Origin of the sequence: Brevundimonas sp. SORGH_AS_0993 (assembly GCF_030818545.1) — a bacterium.
Taxonomy (GTDB): Bacteria; Pseudomonadota; Alphaproteobacteria; order Caulobacterales; family Caulobacteraceae; genus Brevundimonas.
In genome coordinates this window covers 49,570-74,947 of sequence record NZ_JAUTAH010000001.1, presented here as the reverse complement: position 1 = coordinate 74,947, position 25,378 = coordinate 49,570, and the positions used below count along the sequence as shown (strand labels likewise).

The 25,378-nt window shown below is 67.1% G+C and carries 29 protein-coding genes and 1 riboswitch; of the genes, 16 read left to right on the top strand and 13 right to left on the bottom strand.

All coding sequences use genetic code 11. The features are described from left to right. The first annotated feature begins 24 nt into the window (after positions 1 to 24). The 8 genes from QE389_RS00410 (at position 25) to QE389_RS00375 (ending at position 6,850) form a co-directional block, all read left to right on the top strand. On the top strand, positions 25 to 588 hold the full coding sequence (locus tag QE389_RS00410; RefSeq protein WP_307363585.1) for a DUF3035 domain-containing protein: 564 nt from the start codon (positions 25 to 27) through the stop codon (positions 586 to 588). Positions 589 to 666: 78 nt separating this feature from the next. Then, positions 667 to 1,110, top strand: coding sequence for a PaaI family thioesterase (locus tag QE389_RS00405; RefSeq protein WP_307363583.1), 444 nt, complete (start codon positions 667 to 669; stop codon positions 1,108 to 1,110). Positions 1,111 to 1,215: 105 nt separating this feature from the next. Next, positions 1,216 to 1,908 (top strand): Tat pathway signal sequence domain protein, encoded by a 693-nt coding sequence (locus QE389_RS00400; RefSeq protein WP_307363581.1) that lies wholly within the window; start codon positions 1,216 to 1,218, stop codon positions 1,906 to 1,908. After that, complete coding sequence (gene argS / locus QE389_RS00395) at positions 1,909 to 3,711, top strand: arginine--tRNA ligase (protein ID WP_307363579.1); 1,803 nt, start codon at positions 1,909 to 1,911, stop codon at positions 3,709 to 3,711. A 48-nt stretch (positions 3,712 to 3,759) separates the two neighbouring features. Then, the gene (locus QE389_RS00390; protein WP_307363577.1) at positions 3,760 to 4,011 is read left to right on the top strand and encodes a hypothetical protein; all 252 of its coding nucleotides are present in this window, start codon (positions 3,760 to 3,762) and stop codon (positions 4,009 to 4,011) included. Next, positions 4,008 to 4,427: a type II toxin-antitoxin system VapC family toxin gene (locus QE389_RS00385; protein WP_307363575.1), complete on the top strand. Its 420-nt coding sequence runs from the start codon at positions 4,008 to 4,010 to the stop codon at positions 4,425 to 4,427. The genes QE389_RS00390 and QE389_RS00385 overlap by 4 nt, the downstream gene beginning before the upstream one ends. Further along, on the top strand, positions 4,424 to 5,434 hold the full coding sequence (locus tag QE389_RS00380) for an adenosine deaminase (protein ID WP_307363573.1): 1,011 nt from the start codon (positions 4,424 to 4,426) through the stop codon (positions 5,432 to 5,434). The genes QE389_RS00385 and QE389_RS00380 overlap by 4 nt, the downstream gene beginning before the upstream one ends. A 105-nt stretch (positions 5,435 to 5,539) precedes the next feature. After that, entirely contained in the window at positions 5,540 to 6,850 is a 1,311-nt protein-coding gene (locus QE389_RS00375) for a type VI secretion protein ImpB (protein ID WP_307363571.1), read from the top strand. Between the two features lie 52 nt (positions 6,851 to 6,902). On the opposite strand, the gene pncA is transcribed toward QE389_RS00375, so the two are convergent. The 3 genes from pncA to QE389_RS00360 form a co-directional block, all read right to left on the bottom strand. Next, on the bottom strand, positions 6,903 to 7,535 hold the full coding sequence (pncA, locus tag QE389_RS00370; protein ID WP_307363569.1) for a bifunctional nicotinamidase/pyrazinamidase: 633 nt from the start codon (positions 7,533 to 7,535) through the stop codon (positions 6,903 to 6,905). Further along, entirely contained in the window at positions 7,535 to 8,500 is a 966-nt protein-coding gene (locus QE389_RS00365; protein ID WP_307363567.1) for a class 1 fructose-bisphosphatase, read from the bottom strand. The genes pncA and QE389_RS00365 overlap by 1 nt, the downstream gene beginning before the upstream one ends. A gap of 119 nt (positions 8,501 to 8,619) precedes the next feature. Further along, a complete protein-coding gene (locus QE389_RS00360) occupies positions 8,620 to 9,660 on the bottom strand; it encodes an alpha/beta hydrolase (RefSeq protein WP_307363565.1) in 1,041 nt (346 codons plus the stop codon). Between the two features lie 105 nt (positions 9,661 to 9,765). Continuing rightward, positions 9,766 to 9,863, top strand: a riboswitch (glycine riboswitch). A gap of 152 nt (positions 9,864 to 10,015) precedes the next feature. Between QE389_RS00360 and gcvT the strand changes: the two genes are divergently transcribed. The 6 genes from gcvT to QE389_RS00330 all read left to right on the top strand — a co-directional run bounded on the left by gcvT (position 10,016) and on the right by QE389_RS00330 (position 15,839). Continuing rightward, positions 10,016 to 11,131, top strand: coding sequence for a glycine cleavage system aminomethyltransferase GcvT (gene gcvT / locus QE389_RS00355; protein ID WP_307363563.1), 1,116 nt, complete (start codon positions 10,016 to 10,018; stop codon positions 11,129 to 11,131). A 10-nt stretch (positions 11,132 to 11,141) separates the two neighbouring features. Further along, positions 11,142 to 11,507, top strand: coding sequence for a glycine cleavage system protein GcvH (gene gcvH, locus QE389_RS00350; RefSeq protein ID WP_307363561.1), 366 nt, complete (start codon positions 11,142 to 11,144; stop codon positions 11,505 to 11,507). A 143-nt stretch (positions 11,508 to 11,650) separates the two neighbouring features. Further along, positions 11,651 to 12,997, top strand: a complete 1,347-nt coding sequence (gene gcvPA / locus QE389_RS00345) for an aminomethyl-transferring glycine dehydrogenase subunit GcvPA (RefSeq protein WP_307363559.1) — start codon at positions 11,651 to 11,653, stop codon at positions 12,995 to 12,997. A gap of 12 nt (positions 12,998 to 13,009) precedes the next feature. Beyond that, a complete protein-coding gene (gene gcvPB / locus QE389_RS00340; protein WP_373458279.1) occupies positions 13,010 to 14,578 on the top strand; it encodes an aminomethyl-transferring glycine dehydrogenase subunit GcvPB in 1,569 nt (522 codons plus the stop codon). A gap of 259 nt (positions 14,579 to 14,837) precedes the next feature. Then, positions 14,838 to 15,239: a hypothetical protein gene (locus tag QE389_RS00335; RefSeq protein WP_307363557.1), complete on the top strand. Its 402-nt coding sequence runs from the start codon at positions 14,838 to 14,840 to the stop codon at positions 15,237 to 15,239. A 132-nt stretch (positions 15,240 to 15,371) separates the two neighbouring features. After that, the gene (locus tag QE389_RS00330) at positions 15,372 to 15,839 is read left to right on the top strand and encodes a DUF6789 family protein (protein ID WP_307363555.1); all 468 of its coding nucleotides are present in this window, start codon (positions 15,372 to 15,374) and stop codon (positions 15,837 to 15,839) included. An 87-nt stretch (positions 15,840 to 15,926) separates the two neighbouring features. On the opposite strand, the gene QE389_RS00325 is transcribed toward QE389_RS00330, so the two are convergent. From QE389_RS00325 to QE389_RS00305, 5 genes are all read right to left on the bottom strand, one after another. Then, complete coding sequence (locus QE389_RS00325) at positions 15,927 to 16,445, bottom strand: F0F1 ATP synthase subunit B (protein WP_307363553.1); 519 nt, start codon at positions 16,443 to 16,445, stop codon at positions 15,927 to 15,929. Between the two features lies 1 nt (position 16,446). Further along, positions 16,447 to 17,052 (bottom strand): hypothetical protein, encoded by a 606-nt coding sequence (locus QE389_RS00320; protein ID WP_307363551.1) that lies wholly within the window; start codon positions 17,050 to 17,052, stop codon positions 16,447 to 16,449. A 75-nt stretch (positions 17,053 to 17,127) separates the two neighbouring features. After that, on the bottom strand, positions 17,128 to 17,352 hold the full coding sequence (locus tag QE389_RS00315) for a F0F1 ATP synthase subunit C (protein ID WP_087119802.1): 225 nt from the start codon (positions 17,350 to 17,352) through the stop codon (positions 17,128 to 17,130). Between the two features lie 53 nt (positions 17,353 to 17,405). Further along, positions 17,406 to 18,197, bottom strand: coding sequence for a F0F1 ATP synthase subunit A (locus QE389_RS00310; protein ID WP_307363549.1), 792 nt, complete (start codon positions 18,195 to 18,197; stop codon positions 17,406 to 17,408). A 5-nt stretch (positions 18,198 to 18,202) separates the two neighbouring features. Then, complete coding sequence (locus tag QE389_RS00305; protein WP_087119800.1) at positions 18,203 to 18,562, bottom strand: AtpZ/AtpI family protein; 360 nt, start codon at positions 18,560 to 18,562, stop codon at positions 18,203 to 18,205. A 247-nt stretch (positions 18,563 to 18,809) separates the two neighbouring features. On the opposite strand from QE389_RS00305, the gene ispH reads away from it, so the two are divergent. Both ispH and QE389_RS00295 read left to right on the top strand, forming a co-directional pair. Then, a complete protein-coding gene (gene ispH, locus QE389_RS00300; protein ID WP_307363546.1) occupies positions 18,810 to 19,781 on the top strand; it encodes a 4-hydroxy-3-methylbut-2-enyl diphosphate reductase in 972 nt (323 codons plus the stop codon). Between the two features lie 56 nt (positions 19,782 to 19,837). Next, complete coding sequence (locus QE389_RS00295) at positions 19,838 to 20,077, top strand: DUF333 domain-containing protein (RefSeq protein ID WP_307363544.1); 240 nt, start codon at positions 19,838 to 19,840, stop codon at positions 20,075 to 20,077. 11 nt (positions 20,078 to 20,088) lie between these two features. Here QE389_RS00295 and QE389_RS00290 read toward each other — a convergent pair whose 3' ends face one another. From QE389_RS00290 to QE389_RS00270, 5 genes are all read right to left on the bottom strand, one after another. Further along, on the bottom strand, positions 20,089 to 21,627 hold the full coding sequence (locus tag QE389_RS00290; protein WP_307363543.1) for an ATP-binding protein: 1,539 nt from the start codon (positions 21,625 to 21,627) through the stop codon (positions 20,089 to 20,091). Between the two features lie 116 nt (positions 21,628 to 21,743). After that, entirely contained in the window at positions 21,744 to 22,415 is a 672-nt protein-coding gene (gene scpB / locus QE389_RS00285) for an SMC-Scp complex subunit ScpB (RefSeq protein WP_307363541.1), read from the bottom strand. Between the two features lie 180 nt (positions 22,416 to 22,595). After that, complete coding sequence (locus QE389_RS00280; RefSeq protein WP_307363539.1) at positions 22,596 to 23,414, bottom strand: ScpA family protein; 819 nt, start codon at positions 23,412 to 23,414, stop codon at positions 22,596 to 22,598. 48 nt (positions 23,415 to 23,462) lie between these two features. Beyond that, positions 23,463 to 24,512, bottom strand: coding sequence for a beta-N-acetylhexosaminidase (nagZ, locus tag QE389_RS00275; RefSeq protein WP_307363537.1), 1,050 nt, complete (start codon positions 24,510 to 24,512; stop codon positions 23,463 to 23,465). Continuing rightward, on the bottom strand, positions 24,509 to 25,318 hold the full coding sequence (locus tag QE389_RS00270) for an SPOR domain-containing protein (RefSeq protein WP_307363535.1): 810 nt from the start codon (positions 25,316 to 25,318) through the stop codon (positions 24,509 to 24,511). The genes nagZ and QE389_RS00270 overlap by 4 nt, the downstream gene beginning before the upstream one ends. Positions 25,319 to 25,378: the final 60 nt, after the last annotated feature.

The window sequence follows — 25,378 nt, the reverse complement described above, 5'->3', positions numbered from 1 at the left end:
CATCGCCGAACAGAGTCTGAACCCATGCGTATCCGCAGCGTCGCCGTCCTGACCCTCGCCGCCTCCGCCGCGCTCGCCGTGTCCGCCTGCGGCAGCCTGAAGCAAGGCATCGGCCTGACCAAGGTCGTGCCCGACGAGTTCGTTACCGTCTCCACCGCCCCGCTGACGGTGCCGCCCGAATACGGCCTGCGTCCGCCGGCGCCGGGCCAGCCGCGTCCGCAGGAACTGGCGCCCGAAAGCGCCGCCCGTCAGATTCTGCTGGGTCAACGCCAGGCCGTGACCCGCACCGCCGGCGAACAGGTCCTGGTCGCCCAGGCCGGCGCCGAGCAGGCCGATCCCCTGGCCCGCTACGTCGTCGACGACGAGTTCGGCGACATCGCCCACAAGGACGAAAGCTTCGCCGACCGCCTGATGTTCTGGCGCAAGAACGAGCCTTCGACCCAGGCGCCGACCACGCGCCAGACCGCCAACGGTGAGACCACCATCGACGCGACGACCGAGGCCGCGCGCCTGCAGGCCCTGACCGGCGGCCAGCCGATCACGATCCAGCCGCGCCGCAACACCGGCTTCAAGCTGCCGGGCCTCTAAGCGGCGACTTTCAACGGACCCTTGCCAAGGGGGCGTCCGTCCTTATTGTGAACGGACCTGTGTTTCGGAGCCGTTCGCATGACCGACGCCATCGACATCGCCGCCCTGTCCGGGGTCGAGCAGTTGCGCCTGAGTATCAGCGGGAGCTTCGTCGCGCCCATCGCCCGCTCGGTCGGCTTCGAACTGGTCGAAATCGAAGAGGGCCGCGTCCTGTTCGAGGGCGTGCCGACCGCAGCCTTCTACAACCCGCTGGGCACGGTGCATGGGGGCTGGATGGCGACCCTGCTGGATTCGGCATGCGGATGCGTGGTCCATTCCATGCTGCGGCCCGGCCAAACCTATACGACGCTGGAACTGAAGACGGTCTTCCACAAGGCGTTGACGGCCGGGATTCCGGTGCGGGCGGAGGGACGCATCGTCCAGATGGGCCGCCGCGCCGGTTTCGCCGAGGCCGACCTGAAGGGCGTGGATGGAAAGCTGTACGCCACCGCCACCTCCACCTGTCTGGTGATGGCGCGCTGAAGCGAAGGTTTGCCGCGCCTCGCTTTAGCCGCTATCAGCGGCGAGCGTTCCATGATCGGCCGCCGATCGTCGCGCGCGCCCTTTCGCTGTCGGAAAAATAAGCTGATGCGTCGCGTTCTGTCCGCCCTCGCCGCCCTTGCGGTCGCTGTCTCCGTTCTTCCCACTGCGGCCGACGCCCAGTCCAGCCGGCAGCGCGGCGGCAATCGGCCCAGCGGTCAGAGCGCATCGGGCCAAGACGTCGATGCGCCCAAGCCGCAACGGTTCGCCCCCCTTCGCAATCGCGTCAACGCGGGCCCCTGCCCCTATGTGAAAATTCTCTACGACGCCGCGCGCTACGTCGAACTGGAAGGCGGGCGCGCCGCCGTCTCCAACGTGGGCTACACTGGCGAACTGGAAGGCGTGACGGCCGACTGCGCCTATCGCGAGACCCAGCCGATTCGTCTGGACATCGGCATGCTGTTCCGCTTGGGCCGCGGGCCTCAGGCGACGGGCGAGCAGAAGACCTATCGCTACTGGATCGCCGTGACCGAACGAAACAGCGCCGTCCTGACCAAGGAATATTTCGACCTGCCGGTGAACTTCGATGGCGAACGCACGGCGGCCGTCACGGAAGAGCGGACCATCACCATCCCGCGCGCCACGGCCACCACCAGCGGCGGCAATTTCGAGGTGCTGATCGGGTTCGACGTCACGCCTGAAATGGCCGAGTTCAACCGCTCGGGCAGCCGATTCCGCGTCAACGCGGGCACGACCGCGGCGACGCCCGCACCCGCCGCCACCCCGCCTTCGAGCGAATAAATGTCCGATCTGAAGACCGTCCTCAGCGAAGCGGTCGCCGCCGCCTTCGCCGCCGAAGGCGTGGACGCCGCCCTGGCCCGCGTCACACCGTCCGACCGTCCCGACCTGGCCGACTTCCAGTCGAACGGCGCCCTGGCCGCCGCCAAGGCGCTGAAGGCCAATCCGCGCGAACTGGCGGGCAGGATCGCCGAACGCCTGTCGGCCGATCCGCGTTTCGCCTCGGTCGAGGTCGCGGGGCCGGGCTTCATCAACCTGAAGATCGCCGACGCGGCCCTGGCTGAACGCGCCGAGGAAGTGGCGGCGGACGCCGATCACGCGGGCGCAGCGGTGGTCGCCGATCCCCGCCGGGTGGTCATCGATTTTGGCGGCCCGAACGTGGCCAAGCCGATGCACGTCGGCCATCTGCGCAGCGCCATCATCGGCGAGAGCCTGAAACGTCTGTTCCGTTTCCGCGGCGATCACGTCACCGGCGACGCCCACTTCGGCGACTGGGGCTTCCAGATGGGTCTGCTGATCGTGGCCTGCGGCGATGAAAAACTGGCCGACGCCTTCATGGCCGAGGGCGATGGCCCCTTCCCGGCCGAAAGCCCGGTGACCCTGGCCGACCTGGACCGGCTGTATCCGCTGGCGGCCGGCAAGGCCAAGGAAGATCCGGCCTTCCGCGACCGCGCGAGGAAGGCGACGGCGGAACTGCAGAACGGCCGCCCTGGGTACCGCGCCCTGTGGCGACACTTCGTGGCGGTCAGCCGCGAGGCGCTGAAGCGGGAATACGGCGACCTGTCGGTCGATTTCGACCTGTGGAACGGCGAGAGCGACGCCGATCCCCTGATGCCGGAAATGCTGGCGCACCTGAAAGACACGGACCTGCTGGTCGAGGACGACGGCGCCCAGGTCGTCCACGTCGCCAAGCCGGGCGAGACCCGCAAGAAGAAGCTGGCCGACGGCTCGGTGGTCGAGGCGCCCTCGCCCCCGCCGCTGTTGGTCATCAGTTCGGAAGGCTCAGCCATGTACGGCACGACCGACCTGGCGACGATCCTGGACCGCAAGAAGACCCTCTCGCCCGACCTGATCCTGTACGTCGTCGACGAACGTCAGGCCGAGCATTTCGAACAGGTGTTCCGCGCCGCCTATCTGGCCGGCTACGCCCCCGAGAAGTCGCTGGAGCATCTGGGCTTCGGCACCATGAACGGTCAGGACGGCAAGCCGTTCAAGACCCGCGCGGGCGGGGTTCTGAAGCTGCGCGACCTGATCGATCAGGCGACGGACAAGGCGCGCGAGCGCCTGCACGAGGCCAAGCTGGGCGACGACCTGTCGTCCGAAGAATTCGAGGCCATCGCGCACAAGGTGGCCATCGCCGCCCTGAAGTTCGCCGACCTGTCGAATGCGCGCACGACCAGCTACGTCTTCGATCTCGACCGCTTCATGAGCTTCGAGGGCAAGACGGGGCCGTATCTGCTGTATCAGTCGGTGCGGATCAAATCCCTGCTGAGGAAGGGCGCCGAACAGGGCCTGACGCGCGGCGCCATCGTCATCGCCGAACCAGCCGAACGCGACCTGGCCCTGACGCTGGACGCCTTCTCCACGGCCGTTTCGGACGCCTACGACAAGCGGATGCCGCACCTGGTGGCGGAACACGCCTATCGCGTGGCCCAGTCGTTCTCGAAATTCTACGCCGCCTGCCCCGTGCTGGTGGCGCCGGACGAAGTGACGAAACGCTCGCGCCTGGCCCTGTCGGCCGCGGCGCTCGGCCAGCTTGAGATCGCGCTGAACCTGTTGGGAATCGACACGCCGGAGCGGATGTAGCGGGCGATCGCTCCGCATGCTATATTTGCTAGCAGATGGAGTTCCGCCATGCCCGCCAATCTTCATGTCCGCAACGTGCCTGATGAAATCGCACGGCGGATCAAGGTGCGCGCGGTTCAAAACGGCCGTTCTGCTGAGGCCGAGCATCGCGCGGCGCTGGAGCAGGTGTTTGGCGGGGTGGGTAAGGAAGAATGGCTGAGACGCGCCGACGCCCTGCGCGCCTCGATCCTCGCCCGCAGAGGCGGCGAACTGCTGCCGTCTTCCGTTGATCTGATCCGCGAAGATCGAGACAAACGGTGATTGTGATCGACGCCAGCGTCGTCATCACCGCTCTTTTGCCCGAGGCCGAAAGCCCAATCGCCAGGTCGTTCATAGCGAACGAAGTCTGCGTCGCGCCCGATCTTATCATCATCGAATGCGTCAACGCACTTTGGAAGAACGTCAAACTGAACCGCATTCTGGTCGCAGAGGCCGAGATCGCTCTGGAAACCTTGCCGAACCTCGGCATCAGCCTGATGGCGGGACGAGAGCTGGCCGATCGCGCCTTCGAACTGGCCGTCGCCTTGGATCATCCCGCTTACGATTGCTTCTATCTCGCTCTGGCGGAAAGCCAGAACGCACCACTTTTCACCCAAGACGGACGCTTCCTGCGCAAGATGCAAGGCTCAGGGGTGTCAAAAGCGGACGTGCGTCTGCTCGACTCGGTAAACCAATGACTGACCTCGCCACCTATATCGCCGGCCTGCCAAAGGCCGAACTGCATCTGCATATAGAGGGCAGTCTTGAGCCGGAGCTGATGTTCGAACTGGCCCAGCGCAACGGCGTCTCCATCCCCTACGACAGTGTCGAGGCGGTGCGGGCGGCCTACGACTTTTCGAACCTGCAGGACTTTCTGGACATCTATTACGCGGGCGCGGCGGTGCTGCTGACGCGCCGGGACTTCGAGGATCTGGCCTTCGCCTATTTCCAGCGGGCGGCGGCGGACAATGTGCGCCACGCCGAGATTTTCTTCGATCCGCAGACGCACACCGATCGCGGCGTGCCGTTCGGCGTGGTGGTCGAGGGGCTGATCGCGGGCATGGACAGGGCCAAGGCGGAGTTGGGCGTAAGCTCGGGCCTGATCCTCAGCTTCCTGCGCCACCTGACCGAGGACGAGGCGTTTGCGACGCTGGAGGCGGCCAAGCCCTATCTGCATCATTTCATCGGCGTGGGGCTGGATTCCTCGGAGGTCGGTCATCCGCCGTCCAAGTTCCAGCGCGTCTTCGCCGCCGCCCGCGACCTGGGCCTGAAACTGTGCGCCCACGCCGGCGAGGAAGGCCCGCCCGCCTATGTGCATGAGGCGCTGGATCTGTTGCACATCGACCGGATGGACCATGGCAACCGCTCGATGGAGGATGACGCACTGGTCGAACGTCTGGTCCGCGAGCAGATGACCCTGACCGTCTGCCCGCTGTCGAACCTGAAGCTTTGCGTGGTCGACGACCTGAAGGACCATCCCGTGCCCGAGATGTTGCGTCGGGGCCTGCACGTCACCCTGAACTCGGACGACCCGTCCTATTTCGGCGGATACGTGAACGACAACTACAGCCGGTTGGCCGAAGCGGTCGACCTGACGCGCGAGCAGGTGACGCTGTTGGCGAAGAACAGTTTCGAGGGGTCGTTCCTGGGCAAGGCGGAGAAGGCGGCGTTCATCGCCGAAGTGGACACCTACGCGCAGCGCTGATCCCTCCCCTTTTGTCCATTGCGGGGCATCCGATGGACGAACCCGGAATGACAAAAGGAAAGGCTGTCGCTTCCGGCCGCTAAGTGTTCCTGATATGTTCACGTCATGGAGCGGGCGGATACACAGCCGGAAGACCAGGCGAACCTCCGCTGGCTGTTCGTCGATCTGAACGCCTTCTTCGCCAGCGTCGAACAGCAGATGAACCCGGCCTGGCGCGGCAAGCCGGTCATCGTGCGGCCGGCGATGAGCGAATACACCGGCGCCATCGCCGCCAGCTATGAGAGCAAGGCGTGGGGCGTTCACACCGGGATGCGGGTCGCCGACGCTCGCAAACTGTGCCCCGGCCTGATCGTCGCCGAGGCGCGGCCGGACCTCTACGTCCAGATTCACAAACGGATCATGGCCGAGATCGACCGCCATGTTCCGGTGTGGAAGGTCGGCTCAATCGACGAATGTTCATGCGAACTGATCGGCCCTGAACGACGCGAGGCGAACGCCGTCGCCCTGGCCCGTCGCATCCAGACGGGCATTTTGGAGAATGTCGGCCAGTGTCTGCGGTCGTCCGTGGGACTGGCGCCGTCGCGGTTTCTGGCCAAGACGGCCTGCGGCATGAAGAAGCCCGCCGGCCTGACGGTGCTGCGCGCCAACGAACTGCCCGGTCCTTTACTGGACCTGCCGCTGTCGAAATATCCGGGCATAGGATCGCGGATGCGTCTGCGTCTGGAGGCGGCGGGCGTGACCGACACGGCCGGTCTGTGGACCATGAGCGCCAGACAGGCCCGCGCCGTCTGGAACAGCATCGAGGGCGAACGCATCTGGCGCGGCCTGCATGGGCTGGACAGCGAGCCGACGCCCGAAAAACCGCCCGCCTCCATCAGCCACAGCCACGTCCTGGCCCAGGCCATGCGGACCCCGGACAAGGCGCGCGCGGTGGCCCGGCGGCTGGTGGTCAAATGCGGGGCGCGGCTGCGGCGGATGGGCCTGACCGGGGCCAGCCTGACCCTGCATCTGGACATGGGGCCGAAGGCGACGCCGCGAAGCGATCGACGGGGCTGGGAGACGGCGGCCCTGAGCCGCGCCGTGTCGCCGACCCAGGACACCTTTGTCCTGTTGGCCGCGCTGGACGCTCTATGGCGCCAGGTGGAGCCCGAGATCGAGACGGGACGCCTCAGCTATGTCGGCGTCGGCGTACACGGGCTGAAAGCCCGCGACGCCTTCGAGGCGGACCTCTTCTCGCCCGGCCCGGACCAGGATGGCGACGCCCCCTCCCTGCGTTTGTCCCGGGCGCTGGACGCCCTCAATCGTCGCTACGGCAAGGACACGGTCAGCATCGGACCCAAGGCGGGCCTGCCGGAGTTCATCGGCGCCAAGATCGCCTTCACCCGCATCCCCGAGGCGGAGGATTTCTGGGAGTAGAAACCAAACCAACCGGACGGCTGACCGCCACCGACTCAGCTCTTTCCCGTCGTCATCCGAGAAGCGTAACCGCAGCCACCTCCGCTACGCCCGACGCGCGGAAACTCTTCCTGGCCGCCGCCTCGGTCGACGGCGCGATGGCGCGGCTCGCGTCGGCGACGACGACCGTCTGAAAGCCCTCGCGCACCGCATCCTCGGCGGTGAAGCGGACGCAGTAGTCATAGGCCAGCCCGCACAGGAAGACGCGAGTCACCCTCAGTTCGCGCAACAGACCCGCCAGACCCGTGGGGGTGCGATGATCGTTCTCGAAGAAGCCGGAATAGCTGTCGACCGCCGGATTGCAGCCCTTTCGGATCACGGCCCGCGCCTTCTGGACGGCGGGCGCGACATCGGGATGGAAGTCGGCGCCGGGCGAGCCCTGGATGCAATGATCCGGCCACAGCATCTGGCGGCCGTAGGCGACTTCGATCTCGGTGAAGGGGGCCGCGCCGGGGTGGTTGGAGGCGAAGGAAATCTGGTCCGGCGTATGCCAGTCCTGGGTCACGACGACGCGGTCGAACCGTTCGGCCAGCCGGTTCAAAAGCGGCATGATCGCCGCGCCGCCCGAAACGGCCAGGGCGCCGCCGTCGCAGAAGTCGTTCTGCGGATCAATGACCAGAAGGGCGTCCGTCGCGGCGATCTGCATCAGGCGCTCGCGAAGGCGTCGATCTCGTTGGCCGAGCCCAGGGCGACGGGAATGCGCTGGTGCAGATGCTCGGGCTGGATGTCCAGAATGGCCTCAACCCCGTCCGTCGTCGCCTTGCCGCCGGCCTGCTCGATCAGGAAGGCCATCGGATTGCCCTCGTACATCAGGCGCAGCTTGCCGGGCTTGTTGGGTTCGCGCCGGTCCCACGGATAGAAGAAGACGCCGCCGCGCATCAGGATGCGGTGGACGTCCGCGACCATGGCCGCGACCCAGCGCATGTTGAAATTCTTGCCGCGCGGACCGTCCGCCCCCTTCAGAAGGTCGCCCACATAGGTCTGCACCGGCTCGGACCAGTGGCGCAGGTTCGACATGTTGATGGCGAACTCCTTGGTGTCCTTGGAGACCGCGATGGCGTCGTGGGTCAGTATCCACTCGCCGTCGCTGGACAGGGTGAAGCCCCTCACGCCCTGGCCCGTCGTCAGAACCAGCATGGTCTGGGGGCCGTACAGGGCATAGAGGGCGGCGACTTGATTGCGGCCGGCCTGCATGAAGTCCGCCTCGGTCGGGGTCGGCGTGGGGGACTTCAGCACCGAGACGATGGTGCCGACCGACGCATTGATGTCGATGTTGGAGGAGCCGTCCAGCGGGTCGAACAGGACCAGATAATCTCCGGCGGTGTTCGAGGCCGGCTGAACTTCGTCCATCTCCTCGGACGCGACGCCGGCGACGGCGGGACAGGCCAGCAGGGCCTGGGTCAGCCTATCGTTGGTCATGACGTCGAGCTTCTTCTGCTCCTCGTCCTGCACATTGATCTGGCCAGAGGCGCCCAGCGCCCCGGCCAGGGCGCCGCCGGCGACCACATCGCTGATCTCGGCGCAGGTGCGGGCGGCGACGGTCAGGACCGATTTCAGGCCGTCGGCGACGTCCAGGGCGGCGATGTGGGCGTCGAGGCTGGCGAGGGTCATGCGGTCGATCCGGTTCGTGGCGTTGCACCGTTCTTGGCGGGCGACGGGCCGCAGAGCAAGGCGGCAAACGAAAACGCCCCGGCTGAACCGGGGCGTTTCCTGTCGACCAGGGGCGTCGATCAGAACGGCAGGATGGCCGTGCCGAACGCGCGCTTCAACTCATGCGCGGCGAAGGTCTGCGCCGCCATGGCGTCCGGAAGGACCATCGCCATGCCGAAGAACTCGTGCGTCGAGCCATGGAAAGTCTTGTGGCGCACCCCGACGCCAGCCTGCTCCAACCTGTCGGCCAGAAGCTCGCCCTCCGTCCGCAACGGGTCGATCTCCGCCAGGATCACGGTGGAGTCAGGCAGGTCGGTCAGATCCGCGTTCTCGACGATGTTGATGCGCGGATCTTGCGCGTCGGCTTCGTTTTCGAAAATGTGTTTCACGAACCACTTCATCATCGGCTTGTTCAGCGGCTTGGCGTCGGCGTTTTCGCGGTAGGACTCATTGTCCATGTCCACGCCGGCGACCGGATAGACCAGCACCTGATGGACGGGTGTAGGCAGGCCGGCGTCGCGCGCCATCATCGACACGCCGATGGCCAGATTGCCGCCCGCGCTCTCGCCCATCACCGCCACCTTCTGCGGGTCGCCATTGAAGCTCTGGGCGTTGTCCAGCACCCAGCGATAGGCCGCCAGGGCGTCGTCGTGAGCGGCGGGGAAATGATGCTCGGGGGCCTGACGATAATGCACCGACACCACGATGGCGTCGGCCATCCTGGACACGCCGCGCGGGCCGCCGTCATAGACGTCCAGATCGGCGATGACGAAGCCGCCGCCGTGGAAATAGACCACGACCGGATGCAGCTTGTCCTCGGAATGGTCATGCGGCTTGTAGATGCGGGCCTGGATCGGGCCGGCGGCGCCGGGGATGGTGATGTCCGTGGTCTTGACGCCCAGATCGTCCGACTTGGGCTCCTTGCCGGCCTTGCGAAGCAGCGAATGGACGGCGTCGGTGGGGGTTGGTTGCTGGCGGGCCTCGGCGGGCGACAGGGTCTCGATCGGCTTGCCGCCGAAAGACGCCAGTTCGTCCAGCACCTTCTGCATGGGACCGTCAGGCTTGGCGCGCGTGTCACGCGGCTTGTCCGATGCACCGAACAGCTTGTCTATAATCGACATTTTTGAATTCCTGGGTTTCGAGTGGGGGCGCCCGACGAAAACCCGCCCCACGCATCCTTGTTCCCCGACCGCTTGACTTGGCGCCAGAGTCGATGGCTTAGGTCGCAGGCTCTCGCGGGAGAGATCGGGGTCTGGAAACAGGGCCCGACGCCGAAGGCGCAACCGCCCCGGAAACGCTCAGGCAAACGGACCGCGACAGCATACGGACGCTGGAAAGCCGCCCCCTTCACCGGGTTCATGGGCGCGCCGACGGAGCAAGGCGGTCAGGCCCGCCGGAATCTCTCAGGCTTCAGGACAGCGGGGGCGCGAGAACGGCGGAGCTCCGCCACAAGACGCGACCGTGAAAGCCTGAACCATGACCGACCAGACCTTGAAGACCACGCCCCTGAACGCCGCGCACCGTGCGCTGGGCGCCCGCATGGTGGGCTTCGGCGGCTATGACATGCCGGTCCAGTATGAAGGGGTCCTGGCCGAACATCGCTGGACCCGCGAACACGCCGGCCTGTTCGACGTGTCGCACATGGGCCAGTGCAAGATCACCGGCGCCGACGCCGTGGCCCAGTTCGAGCGTTTCGTGCCCGGCGACTATGAAATCCTGAAGGCGGGCAAGCAGAAGTATTCGCTGCTGCTGAACGCGGACGGCGGGATCATCGACGACCTGATGGCCGGCCGCCCCGACCACGACGGCCTGTTCGTCGTCGTCAATGCGGGCAACAAGGACGAGGACTTCGCCTTCTGGAACGCCAATCTGGAAGGCGACGCCAGGCTGACGGTGCTGGACCGCGCGCTGATCGCCATCCAAGGGCCGGAAGCCGCCGAGGTGATGAAGGCGCATGAGCCCGTCCTGGCCGAAATGGGCTTCATGGACTGCGCCCGTCTGATGCTGTTCGGGGCCGACTGCTACGTCTCGCGCTCGGGCTACACCGGCGAGGACGGCTATGAGATTTCGGTCCCGGCGGACCAGGCCGAGCGCATCTGGAACACGATCCTGGAAGACGCCCGCGTCAAGCCGATCGGCCTGGGCGCCCGCGACAGCTTGCGTCTGGAAGCCGGTCTGCCGCTGCACGGCCACGACATCGACCCGACCACGTCGCCCGTCGAAGGCGCCCTGACCTTCGCCCTGTCCAAGTCGAGGAAGGAACGCGCCGATTTCGCCGGCGCCGACCGCATCCTCAAGGAACTGTCCGACGGCCCCGCTCGCGTTCGCGTCGGCCTGATCGTCAAGGAAGGCGCACCGGCCCGCGAAGGCGCCGAGATCGCCGACGCAGACGGCAATGTGATCGGAAAGGTGACGTCGGGCGGTCCCTCCCCCACCCTGGGCAAGAACATCGCCATGGGGTTCGTGCCGCCCGCCTTCGCGGCGCTGGGCACGGCGCTGAAAGTCATCGTGCGCGGCAAGACCGCCGCCGCCGAGGTCGTCGCCATGCCCTTCGTGGCGCAACGCTATTACCGCAAACCCAAGACCGTCTGAGGATCAGATCATGAAGTTCACCAAGGATCACGAGTGGGTCAGCCTGGACGGCGACATCGCCACCGTCGGCATCTCCAAACACGCCGCCGACGCCCTGGGCGACGTGGTGTTCGTCGAAGTGCCTGAGGTCGGCAAGACCGTCTCCAAGGGCGACAGCTTCGCCGTGGTCGAGAGCGTCAAGGCCGCGTCGGACGTCTACGCCCCCGTCTCGGGCGAGGTCATCGAGGCCAACGACGCCCTATCGACCGCCCCGGAAACCGTCAACTCGGGCGCCGAAACCGACGGCTGGTTCGCCAGGATCAAGGTTTCGGACGCCGCCCAACTGGACGACCTGATGGACCAGGCCGCCTACGACGCCTTCCTGGCCACGCTGTAATTTCATCCGCTCATCCCGGCGAAAGCCGGGACCCAGTCCTTTCGCGAGGCGGGGTGCGTGGGATGAGCGGCTCTCTTTGATCGACGCGACCGATCGCCCAAAACACTGGGTCCCGGCTTTCGCCGGGATGAGCGGAACAGAATATGCGCTACCTCCCCCTGACGCCCGACGACCGCACGGCGATGCTCGCCGCCATCGGCGCGAAATCCATCGACGATCTGTTCGTGGACGTGCCCGAGAGCGCGCGTCTGGCCGGAACTGTCGATCTGCCGCGCGTCGCGGGCGAGTTGGAGGTCGAGCGCGCCCTGTCCGCCATGGCCGCCAAGAACGCGACCGCCGGCGCCGTGCCCTTCTTCTGCGGCGCGGGGGCCTACAAGCACCACGTCCCCGCGACGGTGGATCACGTGATCCAGCGCTCGGAATTCCTGACCAGCTACACCCCCTATCAGCCGGAAATCGCGCAGGGCACCCTGCAGTACCTGTACGAGTTCCAGACCCAGGTCGCGAACCTGACCGGCATGCCCGTCGCCAACGCCAGCCTCTATGACGGCTCGACCGCCATGGCCGAGGGCGTCCTGATGGCCACGCGCGTCACCCGCCGCAACAAGGCGGTGATCAGTGGCGGGGTCCACCCCCATTACGTCAAGGCGACCGAGACCGTGGTTCACGCCGTCGGCGTGGAGACGCAGGTGCTGGCCCCGGCCTTCGACGCCGAGGCCGCCGTCATCGACCAGATCGGCCCCGACACCGCCTGCGTCGTCGTGCAGACGCCCAACGTCTTCGGCACGGCCACCGATGTGACGAAGATCGCCGAGGCCGCCCACGCCGCGGGCGCCCTGCTGATCGTCGTGGTGACGGAGGCCGTCTCCATGGGCCTGCTGAAGTCCCCCGGCGAGATGGGCGCCGACATCGTCGCGGCCGAGGGCCAGTCGATCGGCAACGCCCTGAACTTCGGCGGCCCCTATGTCGGCCTGTTCGCCACGCGCGAGAAGCTGCTGCGCCAGACGCCCGGTCGTTATTGCGGCGAGACGGTGGACGCCGATGGTCGTCGCGGCTTCGTCCTGACCCTGTCCACGCGCGAGCAGCATATCCGCCGGGACAAGGCCACGTCGAACATCTGCACCAATTCGGGTCTCTGCACCCTGGCCTTCACCATCCACATGAGCCTGCTGGGCGAGACGGGACTGCGGAAGCTGGCTCTGCTGAACCATGAAAAGGCCGTCGCCACGCGCGACGCCCTGGCCGCCATTCCGGGCGTCGAAATCCTGACCCCGCGCTTCTTCAACGAGTTCGCGGTGCGTCTGCCGAAGAACGCGGCCGAGGTCGTGGACACGCTGGCTGGCCACCACGTCCTGGCCGGCGTGCCCTACAGCCGCCTGGCCCCCGACGCCGGCATGGATGATGTCCTGCTGGTCGCCGCGACCGAGACGACGCTGGATGCCGACATCCAGATCCTCGCCAAGTCGCTCTCCAAAGTCCTCGGCGCGTAAGGGATAACGACCATGAGCACCATGAACACCGTCGGCCGCCCGACCGCTCCGAACGCCGTGACCGCAAAGCCCGCCACCCTGACCGGCGGACGCGGCCTGTTGCAGGACGAGGCCCTGATCTTCGAGGGCGACGGCTGGGGCAAGACCGGCGTCGATCTGCCGGAACCCAAGACCAACGGCTCCGACCTGGGCGATCTGGTCCGCAAGGACCCGATCGGCCTGCCCGGCCTGTCCGAGCCCGAGGCCATGCGCCATTATGTGCGTCTGAGCCAAAAAAACCACGCCATCGACCTGGCCATCTATCCGCTGGGGTCGTGCACGATGAAGCACAACCCGCGTCTGAACGAGAAGATGGCGCGTCTGCCCGGCTTCTCGGACATCCACCCTCTGCAGCCGATCTCGACGGTTCAGGGCGCGCTGGAACTCATGGACACCCTGGCCCACTGGCTGAAGACCCTGACCGGCATGCCCGCCGTCGCCCTGTCGCCCAAGGCCGGCGCGCACGGCGAACTGTGCGGCCTGATGGCCATCCGCGCCGCGCACGAAGCCTCGGGCCAGCATGAGAAGCGCCGCAAGGTTCTGGTCCCGACCAGCGCCCACGGCACCAACCCGGCCACCGCCGCCTTCGTCGGCTATTCGGTGGTGGAAGTGGCCCAGACCGAGGACGGCCGCGTGGACGTCGCCGATCTGGCCGCCAAGCTGGGCGACGACGTGGCCGCCATCATGGTCACGAACCCCAACACCTGCGGCCTGTTCGAGCGCGACATCCTGGAGATCAGCCGCCTGACGCACGAGGCCGGCGCCTACTTCTACTGCGACGGCGCCAACTTCAACGCCATCGTCGGCCGGGTGCGTCCCGGCGACCTGGGCGTCGACGCCATGCACATCAACCTGCACAAGACCTTCTCCACGCCCCACGGCGGCGGCGGTCCGGGCGCGGGTCCGGTCGTGCTGTCCGAGGCCCTGGCCCCCTTCGCCCCGGCTCCGTGGGTCGTACATGACGACGGCGGCTATCGCCTGATCGAGCGCGAGGAGGACGAGGCCCAGCAAGCCTTTGGCCGTCTGTGCGCCTTCCAGGGCCAGATGGGCATGTACACCCGCGCCCTGTCCTACATGATGTCGCACGGCTCGGACGGCCTGCGTCAGGTCGCCGAGGACGCGGTGCTGAACGCCAACTACATCAAGGCCCGCCTGTCGGACCTGATGTCGGCCGCCTTCCCCGACGGGCCCTGCATGCACGAGGCCCTGTTCGACGACGAATGGCTGAAGGGCACGGACATCACCACGCTCGACTTCGCCAAGGCGATGATCGACGAGGGCTTCCACCCGATGACCATGTATTTCCCGCTGGTCGTCCATGGGGCGATGTTGATCGAGCCGACGGAAACCGAGTCCAAGGCCGAGCTGGATCGCTTCATCGAGGCCATGCGCCTGCTGGCCCAGGCCGCGAAGGCGGGCGACGTGGACCGCTTCAAGGGCGCGCCCTTTCACGCCCCGATGCGTCGCCTGGACGAAACCCGCGCCGCCCGCTCGCCGGTGCTGCGCTGGTCCGCGCCGGAAGGCTCGAACCAGGCGGCCTGAGGTCGCAGCCAGCCCCTTTTCAGCGAAAGGGGCTGGCGGACCTGTGGGCCCTGTCGGAACAGATAACGGGCGTGGCCTTCGGCTAAGGCGCCGAACATGACCAAAGCTTCATTGGTCGGACACCGATCCGACACCGAAACAAGGTGTTAAGGAGGTGTGACAACGTGGCCACGGTCGCCTTTTCCTTTCCCGACGAGGGATCGCACGGCCTGTGAAAACGTTGTCACACCGACTCCCTTTCGTGCTGCCAGGCGACGCCTTGACCACCCTGCCCGTCTTCATCCCCAGATCCTCACGCGCGCGTCGGCCCTTGCGCGGCCTGAAACGCTGGGCGTTCACCCTCTGCGGGGTTTTGGTGGTCTTGCTGGGCGTTCTGATCGCGCCCCTTCCCGGCCCCGGCGGCGTGCCGGTGATCGCGGTCGGCCTGATGCTGATCCTCAAGGGCTCCTACTGGGCCAAGCGTCAGTTCATCCGCGCCCAGTACGCCCGTCCGCGCTGGGTTTATCCGTTTCGTCGCCTGATGCGGAAGAAGCCGGAGTTCGCCCCGGTCTTCTGGCAACAAGCCCTGCGCGCCGAAAAGGTGGTGCTGAAACGCCCGCGCCGACGCCTGACGCGGACGCGAAAAGGGCTGCGCCGGTATTTCCGCAAGCTTTTCCGCTGATTGCCGGATAATCTCGCGGTTGCGTTGCTGCAACCGCTAACCACAGGAACGTGAACGCCGCCCTCCCGAGACAGGCGTATCGTGTCCGCGCGTTATCAGAGAACCAAGACAGCGTTGGGAGGCGCTAAGGTCATGATGTCACGCTTACAAAAAGGTCTGATCGCGGGCGCCGCCGCGACCCTGGCCGCGTCCCTGCTGGAAATACCCAATCTGTTCCTGAACTGGTTCGACCCATTTCAGGGGGTGATCGCCAGCATGATCGGCATGCCGGGCAATCTGGCCGTCGGCTGGGCCATGCATGTGGTCATTGGGGTCTTCGCCCTGGGACCGCTGTTCGGCCTTCTGTGTCCACGCCTGCCGACCGATACGCCCGAAACCAAGGGCATCGTCTTCGCCGTGGGCGCCTGGGTGCTGATGATGGTCGGCGTCATGATGTTCGGAAACTACCGGACGTTCACGGCCGGGGCCGGTTTCGGCACCATCGCCTGGCTGCTGATCACCCACGCGGTCTTCGGCATCGTGATGGGCAATGTCTATGCCCGGCTGGTGGCGCGCGAAAAGCGCGGCGCGGTCTATATCAACGGCGCCCCCGCTCACTGATCGGCGGAGCGGCCAATGAAAAGGGCCCCGGCGTCGCCGGGGCCCTTTCTGCATTCCGGGCTGAATTCCGGGACTGAGGGGTTCCGCTCAGTTCAAGCGGTCGCCGATCTGGGCGATGGCGGCGTCCAGCAGCGGATCCTTCGTCTGGCCGGCCACGCGGGCGGTCAGGATCTGCTCGGCCGACCTGGCGGCCAGATCGGCGGCGGCGGCCTTGACCTCGGCGGAGGCCTGGGCCTCGGCCTGGGCGATGCGGGCCTCGGCCATCTTCTGGCGACGGGCCAGGGTCTCTTCCAGCTTGGCCTTGGTTTCGACCTCCAGGCGGCGGGCGTCGGCTTCAGCCTGGGCCATCATCTCGGCGGCCTGAGCCTCGGCCTCGGCCTTCTCCTGACGTATCTGGGCCAGAAGCGCCTCGGCCTTGGCGCGCAGACGGGCGGCCTCGTCCAGATCGGCCTGAATCTTGGCGGCCTTGGCGTCCAGGGCTGCGGCGGCCATCTTCGGCACGCCGGCGACGACCAGGATGCCCAGGAAGATCAGCAGGCCGATGCCAACCCAGAGTTCGGGGTTCGACAGGTTGTAGAAATGTTCGAATTCGAGAAAGGCGGGCATGTCAGGCGGCTCCCTTGACCGCAGCGGCGGTCTCGGCGGCGGTCGGAGCCTTGCCGGTCAGGCGTTCGACCATGGCGGCGGCGGCGTCCGAAGCGATGGCGCTAACATTGGCCATGGCGGCGTCGCGCGTCTTGCCGATGGCGGTTTCGGCCTCGGCGATGCGGGCGTTGACCACGGCCTCTTCCGCAGCTTGGCGAGCGTTGGCCTCTTCGGTCACGCGAGCCTTGGCCGCGGCGGCGGTGGCGCGGGCGTCGGCGCGGGCCTTGGCGACCTCGGCCTGGGCCTCGGCGGCTTGGGCGGCGGCCTCGGCCTGGACCTGACGCGCGGTGGCGACGGCGGCGGAAATGGTGTCGGCGCGCTCGTCCATCACCTTGCGCATGCGCGGGGCGAAGATCTTGGCGACCAGAAGATACAGGACGAAGAACAGGATCAGCAGATAGACGATCTGTCCGAACCAATGCTGGGCTTCGAATTGCGGCAGACCGCCCGTCTGGTGTTCGGCGGCGGCATGAGCCGTGTTCTCGGGCACATGTCCGGTCTGGGCCGCGACAGAAGCGGCGTCTTCCACCGAAAGGACCGGCGGCGGGGCTGAAGAGTGAGCGGCCATGTTCATCCGTCGTGAAAACAGTCGCGGCGGCGCGGACCTTCAGCCCGCGCCGCCGCCGATAGCAGGTTCAGGCGATCAGCCCAGCCAGGCCAGGATGCCCAGAACGAAGGCCAGGATGCCCAGGGCTTCGACCAGGGCGGCGCCGACGAACAGGTTGCCGACTTGGCTGGCGGCGGCCGACGGGTTGCGAAGCGCGCCCGCCAGGAAGTTGCCGAAGATGTTGCCCACGCCGATGGCCGAGCCGAGCATGCCCAGGGTGGCCAGGCCGATGCCGAAATACTTGAAGGAGGCGGCGTCCATGATGAAGTCCTATTCAGTCTTGGTTGGTTGGTTATTCGAACTGGAACCCGGCCTTAGTGGCCATGTCCCAGGTTGACCACATCGTTGAGATAGATGCTGGCCAGAACGGCGAAAACGAAGGCCTGGAGGAAGGCGACCAGGAACTCCAGCGCGGTCAGTCCCACGACCATGCCCAGCGACAGGCCCGCGACAGGCAGACCCAGAAGGCCCAGCCCGCCGGCGGCGGCCAGACCGCCCATCGACACCACGAAGCCGGCGAAGATCTTCAGCGCGATGTGGCCGCCCAGCATGTTGCCGAACAGACGCAGCGCCAGGGTGACGGGACGCAGCAGGAAGGACAGGAACTCGATCAGGCCCACGACCGGGCGAATCGCCAAGGGCGCGCTGGTCGGCCAGAACAGAAGGAAGAATCCCAAGCCATGCTTGGCGAAGCCGATGCCGATGACCAGCAGAATGGTGATCAGGGCGAAGGTTCCGGTGACGGCCAGTTGCGAGGTGGCGGTGAAGGTCAGGAACAGGCCCAAAAGGTTCATGCCCAGGACCAGCAGGAAGATGGTCAGGACGAACGGGAAATATTTGCGGCCTTCGTGACCGATGATCGAGCCCGTCACGCCGTCGATCAGGTCGAACATCTGTTCGCCGGCGGCCTGCACGCGACCGGGGACGATCTTGGCGTTGGAGGTAACAAGGGTCAGCAGGGCCACGACCACCACGAAGACGATGGTCATCGCCAGGTGCGAATTGGTGAAGGCCAGGCTGGTCTCGCCGACGATCGGCAGATTGACCGTGCCGAAATCGAGCCCGTGCAGGGGCGTGACCGTAAACTGATGAATCGGATCGGCCATGGGCCTTATCGGTCCTCGTCTTCGTCGGCGTCGTCGAAGGGAACGGACTTCGCCACGACCCCCGCCGCCTTCGCCTGCGCCATCAGCCGGTTGGCCGTGCGGCGCGCCATGTAAATCGACAGGGCGAAGCCCAGAAGGACCCCGCCGATGATGCCCCACGGGGTGATTCCGAGGAATCGGTCCGCGAGAAAGCCCAGCGCCAAGCCCACCAGAACCCCGCCGATCAGGTCGGCGATGATCTTGTAGGCCTCACCCGTCACCTTTTGGGCGGCTAGGTGAGCAGACTCCTGCTGAGCATTGCGCGCCTCAAGGGAGGATGCGCTCTCGTTGAGGCGTTTGATCGCCTCTTCGCGCGATTCCGTCATTGGGGACATGCCTGAACTGCTCGGCTCCGCTCGACGTTCGAACGGGTCTGAATTCGGCGCGGAAACTAATCGTGAGCGGCCAAGAGGTCAAGGCGTCGTGATCGCAGCTTAAGTTATTGCCGATGCTCGCTTTTCTTCCGCCGCAAGGGAGCCGTGACGATGCGCCGCTGCCGCGACCGCGGGAATCCCGTCTCATGCGCGCCCACTCGACATGGCGATGCAGGGTGGAAACGATTAGGTTCCCCGCATGAACGCCCACGTCCCGCCGCCCGCCGCTCTGCTTCGCCCGATCTCGGTTCGTCTGGCGACGCCGCGCGGCTTCTGCGCCGGTGTGGACCGGGCGATCCAGATCGTGGAGCGGGCCATCGAGAAGTTCGGCGCCCCCGTCTATGTCCGCCACGAGATCGTCCACAACCGCCATGTGGTCGAGCGGCTGAAGGCCATGGGCGCGGTCTTCGTCAAGGAACTGGACGAATGCCCGGACGACCGGCCCGTCGTCTTCTCGGCCCACGGCGTGCCCAAGTCGGTGCCGGCTAACGCCCGCGCGCGTGAGCTGCTGTTCCTGGACGCCACCTGCCCCCTGGTGTCGAAGGTCCACGTGGAGGCCGAACGCCACCACGCGGCCGGACGTCACATCATTCTGATCGGCCACGCCGGCCATCCCGAGGTGATCGGCACCATGGGCCAACTGCCCCAGGGCGCCATCAGCCTGGTCGAGACCGAGGCGGATGCGGAAGGCTTTCAGCGGCCCGGCGACGTCCCCCTGGCCTACGCCACCCAGACGACCCTGTCGGTAGACGACACGGCCGGCATCCTGCGCATCCTCAAGCGCCGGTTCCCCGAACTGCCCGATCCGCACAAGGAGGACATCTGCTACGCCACCACCAACCGGCAGGAGGCTGTGAAGGTGCTGGGCGAAGGCTGCGAACTGGTGCTGGTGGTCGGGTCCAGAAACTCGTCCAACTCGGCCCGTCTGGTCGAGGTGGCGATGCGCGCTGGCGCTCGCGCCGCCTATCTGGTGGACGACGCTTCCCAGGTGAACTGGGACTGGTTCGACGGGGTCCAGGCCGTGGGCGTCACCGCCGGCGCCTCCGCGCCCGAACCCCTGATCGAGGCCCTGGTCGACGCCATCGCCGCCCGCTTCGACGCGACGGTCAGCGAGGACGCCGGCGCGCGCGAGACCGTGACCTTCAAACTGCCGCGCCTGCTGACGACCTAGACACTGTCATGGGGAGGTTGCAGATTGAGCCCCCTGGTCACTACAGTCGAGAACCGATGAAACGTCTGCTCCTGATCGCGGCTCCCACCGTGATGATCGCCGCCTGCACCCCGGTCCAGTCGCCGCCGAAGTCCGTCGGCATGCCGAACCCGGCCTCCAAATACTGCGTCGATAGCGGTGGACGCAGCGAGATCCGCAAGGCCGCCGACGGCGCGGAATACGGCGTCTGCATCCTGCCCGACGGTCGCACCGTGGACGAATGGACCCTGTTCCGCAGCGCCCATCCCTCGTCCTGAGGCGGCTCGGTTCAGGACGCGCGCTGTAGCGGCAGGGCGACGCGGAACGTGCTTCCGACGCCGGGGTGCGTCACGATTTCGATCCTGCCGCCCATCAGGGCCGCCAGCCCGTGCGCCACGGTCAGCCCCAGTCCCAGTCCATCGGCGGTGCGCGTGGCGCTCTCGTCGCCCTGGGTGAAGGCGTCGAACAGGCGCGCCGCCTCGGCCGGCTCCATGCCCGGGCCGGTGTCTTGCACCTCCAGCACCAGATGATCGCGGGCGACAGCCCGCAGCATGATCTGTCCCTGACGGGTGAAGCGGACGGCGTTGTCGGTCAGCGCCGCCATCAGCTTCTCGATATGGACCGGATCGCCTAGCCATTCGCCCGATGCCGCCTGGACCCCGATCTTCAACCCCTTGGCCTCGGCGGCTCCGGAGAAGTCGGCGGCGATGCGCCGCAACAGATTGTCAGGTCGGAACGGCCGCGTCTCCAGCGCCACCGCCCCGTCCCTCAGGCGCACGACGTCCAGCAACTCTTCGATCATCCGCAGTTGCTGCTGGCCCGACGCCTTCAGAATTTCCAGCCGACCGCGCTGCTGCGGCGTGAGAACATCCGCGCCGATCACCTCGGCCATGCCCAGAACGCCGTTCAGCGGCGTTCGCAACTCGTGGCTGATGTTGGACAGAAACCGGCTCTTGGCCTGGTTGGCGGCCTCGGCCCGCTCCAGCGCCGCCGACAGGGCGGCCTCCGAGGCGCGCAATCGGCGAAGGTCGCCGGTCGCATTCCCCAGAAGCGAAGCCGTGCCCGCCACCAGCACCAGCAGCAACAGCGCCAGCACCGGACCCGCCGTGGTCAGGATCATATAGCCGGGCCGTTCCGGCGTCCAAACCACCCGCCCGAGCAGCGCGCCCGATGCGTCGCGCACATCGACAGCCGCCATGCCCTGGGGCGGCTTCGCCGGCCCCGTCTGAAACCCGACATCCTTCATCGCCATGCGGGTGCGCAAGAAGTCCAATTCTTGCGTCACGGCCCGGTAGGAGGCGACCAAAGGGTCCGCCGCCGGTGACGGTCCGCTCGGCAGGTCGCGCACGATGGTCGACAGGCCCAGGACGAACACCTGCCCGTCGACCCGCACGAAGGCGGCCTTTATTCGCACCGCCGCTTCCCCTGCCGTGCTTCGGTTTCGAACGGCCGCTTCACGACGCAAGACGTCGGCTAGGGGGCGAGCGGCCAGGGCGAAGGGATCGGCCGGATCGGGCGGGGATTGAACGTCGCCGTGGCTGCTGCGGATCAGGCGGCCGGCCCCGTCGTAGCCCAGGGTGGCGACGTGATGGTACTGACTGCGATAGTAGCGGCCCAGGAACCGATCGAACCACCCGATATCGTCCGCCGTCATCCGGGACACCGCCTCGTCCCAGACGGAGGCCGACTTGATGTCCTTGCCGATGTCTTCCAAGGCGCTGTTCAGACGAAGCTGCACCAAGGTCTTCTCCTTGGCGGCCTGGTGCGCGTTGATCGCATGGCTGACCAGGATCAAGACGCAACCCATCCCTGTAGCGATCACCACCATGAGAATCAGAGCGATCCGGAAGGTGCTCCCCGCCCGCCAAACCGATCCTGAAATGAGGCTACGCATAGCACCCTTGCCTAAATCCTGCTGACTAAGACGGGGTGAATAATCCGCCCTCAGCGGTCCTCGGCCACGAAATCCTGAGCGAACTCGGGCGTTTCGTCGTCCAGTGGCAGGGTTCCGTCCTCGTCGTCGGCCTCGGAGGCGCGGCTGGGGTCGGGAACCTCGAACCCGACCGGCAGCGACAGGTCCAGCAAGCCCGCCGCCTTCATTTCCTGCACGCCCGGAAGGTCGTACAGGGTCGCCAGTCCGAAATGCTCCAGGAAACGGTCGGTCGTCGCATAGGTGACGGGCCGACCCGGCGTGCGCCGACGCCCGCGCAACCGCACGAACCCCATCTCCAGCAACAGGTCCAGCGTGCCCTTGGAGATGCTGACGCCGCGCACGCTCTCGATCTCGGCGCGGGTGACGGGCTGGTGGTAGGCGATGATGGCCAGGGTCTCCAGCGCGGCCTTGGACAGGCGGCGCGGCTCCTCGCGCTCCTGGATCATCATGAAGGCCAGATCGGGCGCCGTGCGGAACCGCCAGCGGTCGGCGACGCACTCCAGCTCCACCCCCCGCCCCTCGTAGCGGGCGCGCAGCCCGGCGATGGCGCGGGCGACATTGCAGTTTTCCGGCAGACGCGCGGCGATCTCGGCGGCGGTCAGCGGCCCGGCGGCGGCGAACAGCAGGGCCTCGACCCGCCGCTCGATCTCGGCCTCGTCGGGCTGGAAAGACAGGTCAGACATACAACCACCCGCTCATCCCATCCTCCGCATACCCAGGCCCGTCATCGTCGCCCGACACTTCGTCATCCTCGCCGTTGTGGCGAGGATCCATGCTCCCTGTCTTTCCAACTATGCATCCATGCCAGGCAGCGGGCGTATGGATCCTAGGGACAAGCCCTAGGATGACGGGCTGTGGGTCGCTCACGGCGTAAGCTCCAGCGGCTGGCCCGGCCCGCGCCGTTTCAGATACAGGTCCGCGAACGCCTGGGCCTGACGAATATCCATCGCCCCCTCCTTCACCAGTTCCAGACTGGCCGACAGGGTCGAGGCCGTAAAGCTGGCCTGGCTGGGGCCGTCCTCGTCCTGGCGGTGAGGAGCCACCTTCTCCAGCGGCGTCCAGTCCGCCAGCTTCGGCATGATCTCGCGCAGCCAGTCGCGGGCGGCCTCCAGCGGAAAGGCCTCGACCCGCTGGCCGGGCGCATACCGCCTGGCCTCCTCGCGCCGACGCTGCACCACATAGGCGCTCATCAGTTCGTACAGGCTGGCCTCGATCCGGTCGGAGGGCGTGATCACGGTCGCCTCCGGGTCGCCGCGCGTGAAGACGTCACGCTTCAGCTGGGGCCGGGCCATCAGCTGTTCGACGGCCTTTCGCATGGCCTCCAGCTTTTGGAGCCGGAACGCCAGGGCGGCGGCCATCTCCTCGGCCGGCGGCTCCTCGGCCTTGCCCTTGTCGGTGCGCGGCAACAGCAGACGCGATTTCAGATAGGCCAGCCACGAGGCCATCACCAGATAATCCGCCGCCAAGGCGAAGTTGCGCCGCCGCGCCTCATGAACGAAGGCCAGATACTGTTCCGCCAACTGGGTGATCGACAGCTTCAGCAGATCGACCTTCTGGTTCCGCGCCAGGGCCAACAGGACGTGCAGCGGCCCCTCATAGCCGTCCAGATCGACGACGAAGGCCTCGCGGTCCTCGACCTCCTCGGCGTTGAAATCCAGATTCGGCTGAAACGCTTCAGACATTGTCCAAGCCTCCCGCGCTTCGCGCGACTTGAGGCCACGACGTGCCGATCACGCCTGCGCCTCGCCCACGTCCGGTCCCTTGGCGACATCCATCCGACCGCCCATGGTCTGGAAGAAACGGTCATGCTCCGCGACGGGATCGAGCGGCTCGGGCGTGCGCACGATCCGGGCCAGCGCCGCCTCCGCCCGCGCCCTGGCCCGGCCCTTCAGCTTGCAGGTCGCCTCGGCCACGGCCTTCATTTCCGCCAGATCGCCATTGCAGTGCAGAACCACGTCGCACCCGGCTTTCAGCGACCGATGCGCCCGCTGGCCCAGATCGCCGCTCAGCGCCTGCATCGACAGGTCGTCGGTCAAGATCAGGCCCGAAAAGCCCAGATGATCCCGCATCAGGCGCACGGCCGCCTTCGACTGGGTCGCCGGCCGCTTCTTGTCCACGGCCGTGAAGACGATGTGAGCCGTCATCGCCATGGGCATGTCCGACAGGGCCTTGAACGGCGCGAAGTCCCAACCGTCCAGCGTCTCGAAATCGGCATGGACCGTCGGCAGGGTCTTGTGGCTGTCGGCGAAGGCCCGTCCGTGTCCCGGCATATGTTTGATGCAAGGCAGAACCCCGCCCGCCAGCAGACCTTCGGCCGCCGCCCGGCCCAGCAGGGCCACGGTCTGCGGATCGCGCCCATAGGCCCGGTCGCCGATGATGTCGTGGGCGCCGGGCGCCGGCACGTCCAGCACCGGCAACAGATCGACGGTCACGCCGACCTCGCGCAGGTCGTGCGCCATCAGCCGCGCGCCCAGCCGCGTCAACTCACGCGCCTGCGCCAGATCGTTCGTCGCCTTCAGATAGGCGTCTCCCGGTGGATATTTGGGCCAGTGCGGCGGCCCCATCCGCTGGACCCGACCGCCCTCCTGATCGATCAGGATCGGCGCTTCGGGATCACCGATGGCGGCGCGTAGGTCGTCGGTCAGGGCCCGCACCTGTTCCGACGTGTCGACATTGCGCCGGAACAGGATGAAGCCCCACGGCCGCGCCTCGGCGAAGAAGGCCCGTTCGTCCTCCGTCAGCCGATGACCGGCGCAGCCGTAGATCGCGGCGGATGTCACCGAACGATGCAGTCCCGACCGGCGGCCTTCAGCGCGTTGCAGAAGGCGACCGCCCGTTCCCGCGACAGGCCCGAAAAGGTGGTCCGGTAGAGTGTCGATCCGCTGGCCGACGTCACCTCCGTCACCCGCTTCTGCGCGCCGGACGCATACTGGCCGAAACGGCTGGCGACGGCGGCGTACTCGCGGTCGGCGATCTCGGTCGAGGAGAAGGCGCCGATCTGGACGGCGGACGATCCGGTCGCCGCGGCTGGCGTCGTCGCCTTGGTCGAAGGGGCGGCGGTCGGAGCCGCCGGGGCCGGGCGCGGACTGGCCGGCGTCGGCGCGGGCGTGGCGGCGGGCGCGCTCTGGGCGGGCGGCGCCCCCTGCCCCGTCGGAGCGACCGGCGCCGGCGCGGCCGGACGGGCTTGCGGCGCCTCGGGCGGCGGAGTGAAGGTCACGGGCCCGTCCGGGGTCTCGGTCTCGTCACGATAGACGCGCACGCCTTCGGCCGGGTCGATCGGCTGGGCGTCGATCGGAGGGGCCGACTTCATCTCGCCGACAGGCTGGCCCACGGCGGGCGGCGCGTCGGTCGAGGCGCGCATGCCCGAGCGATAGAAGAAGATCACAGCCACGATCAGCAGCAACAGGACCACCGCACTGACGATCAGCGTCACGGGCGGCGGCTTTCCGGCGCCGGACCCGCCCCGACCCGAGCCGATGCTGCGGCCGCTGCGCGGATCATAGGAATTGCGGCGGAACGGCAGGTCGTCGTCCGTCGGCGGCGTATAGGCGCCCCGGCCCGGTCTGTCGTCGTCTTCAAAGGACATGGTCGCGCTCCGCCGTCTGTCGGCGCCGCGAATCGCGCGCCGAACGCCTAGTTTACGCCC

Coding starts and splice junctions, on each gene's coding strand:
- QE389_RS00320 (WP_307363551.1), bottom strand. CDS start 17,052: ATGGCCGCTCACTCTTCAGCCCCGCCGCCGGTCCTTTCGGTGGAAGAC.
- ispH (WP_307363546.1), top strand. CDS start 18,810: ATGAACGCCCACGTCCCGCCGCCCGCCGCTCTGCTTCGCCCGATCTCG.
- gcvPB (WP_373458279.1), top strand. CDS start 13,010: ATGAGCACCATGAACACCGTCGGCCGCCCGACCGCTCCGAACGCCGTG.
- QE389_RS00390 (WP_307363577.1), top strand. CDS start 3,760: ATGCCCGCCAATCTTCATGTCCGCAACGTGCCTGATGAAATCGCACGG.
- argS (WP_307363579.1), top strand. CDS start 1,909: ATGTCCGATCTGAAGACCGTCCTCAGCGAAGCGGTCGCCGCCGCCTTC.
- QE389_RS00325 (WP_307363553.1), bottom strand. CDS start 16,445: ATGCCCGCCTTTCTCGAATTCGAACATTTCTACAACCTGTCGAACCCC.
- QE389_RS00380 (WP_307363573.1), top strand. CDS start 4,424: ATGACTGACCTCGCCACCTATATCGCCGGCCTGCCAAAGGCCGAACTG.
- QE389_RS00365 (WP_307363567.1), bottom strand. CDS start 8,500: ATGACCCTCGCCAGCCTCGACGCCCACATCGCCGCCCTGGACGTCGCC.
- QE389_RS00375 (WP_307363571.1), top strand. CDS start 5,540: ATGGAGCGGGCGGATACACAGCCGGAAGACCAGGCGAACCTCCGCTGG.
- QE389_RS00270 (WP_307363535.1), bottom strand. CDS start 25,318: ATGTCCTTTGAAGACGACGACAGACCGGGCCGGGGCGCCTATACGCCG.
- QE389_RS00400 (WP_307363581.1), top strand. CDS start 1,216: ATGCGTCGCGTTCTGTCCGCCCTCGCCGCCCTTGCGGTCGCTGTCTCC.
- QE389_RS00280 (WP_307363539.1), bottom strand. CDS start 23,414: ATGTCTGAAGCGTTTCAGCCGAATCTGGATTTCAACGCCGAGGAGGTC.
- QE389_RS00290 (WP_307363543.1), bottom strand. CDS start 21,627: ATGGTGGTGATCGCTACAGGGATGGGTTGCGTCTTGATCCTGGTCAGC.
- gcvH (WP_307363561.1), top strand. CDS start 11,142: ATGAAGTTCACCAAGGATCACGAGTGGGTCAGCCTGGACGGCGACATC.
- QE389_RS00330 (WP_307363555.1), top strand. CDS start 15,372: ATGATGTCACGCTTACAAAAAGGTCTGATCGCGGGCGCCGCCGCGACC.
- QE389_RS00305 (WP_087119800.1), bottom strand. CDS start 18,562: ATGACGGAATCGCGCGAAGAGGCGATCAAACGCCTCAACGAGAGCGCA.
- QE389_RS00310 (WP_307363549.1), bottom strand. CDS start 18,197: ATGGCCGATCCGATTCATCAGTTTACGGTCACGCCCCTGCACGGGCTC.
- pncA (WP_307363569.1), bottom strand. CDS start 7,535: ATGCAGATCGCCGCGACGGACGCCCTTCTGGTCATTGATCCGCAGAAC.
- QE389_RS00295 (WP_307363544.1), top strand. CDS start 19,838: ATGAAACGTCTGCTCCTGATCGCGGCTCCCACCGTGATGATCGCCGCC.
- scpB (WP_307363541.1), bottom strand. CDS start 22,415: ATGTCTGACCTGTCTTTCCAGCCCGACGAGGCCGAGATCGAGCGGCGG.
- QE389_RS00315 (WP_087119802.1), bottom strand. CDS start 17,352: ATGGACGCCGCCTCCTTCAAGTATTTCGGCATCGGCCTGGCCACCCTG.
- QE389_RS00405 (WP_307363583.1), top strand. CDS start 667: ATGACCGACGCCATCGACATCGCCGCCCTGTCCGGGGTCGAGCAGTTG.
- QE389_RS00360 (WP_307363565.1), bottom strand. CDS start 9,660: ATGTCGATTATAGACAAGCTGTTCGGTGCATCGGACAAGCCGCGTGAC.
- gcvPA (WP_307363559.1), top strand. CDS start 11,651: ATGCGCTACCTCCCCCTGACGCCCGACGACCGCACGGCGATGCTCGCC.
- gcvT (WP_307363563.1), top strand. CDS start 10,016: ATGACCGACCAGACCTTGAAGACCACGCCCCTGAACGCCGCGCACCGT.
- QE389_RS00410 (WP_307363585.1), top strand. CDS start 25: ATGCGTATCCGCAGCGTCGCCGTCCTGACCCTCGCCGCCTCCGCCGCG.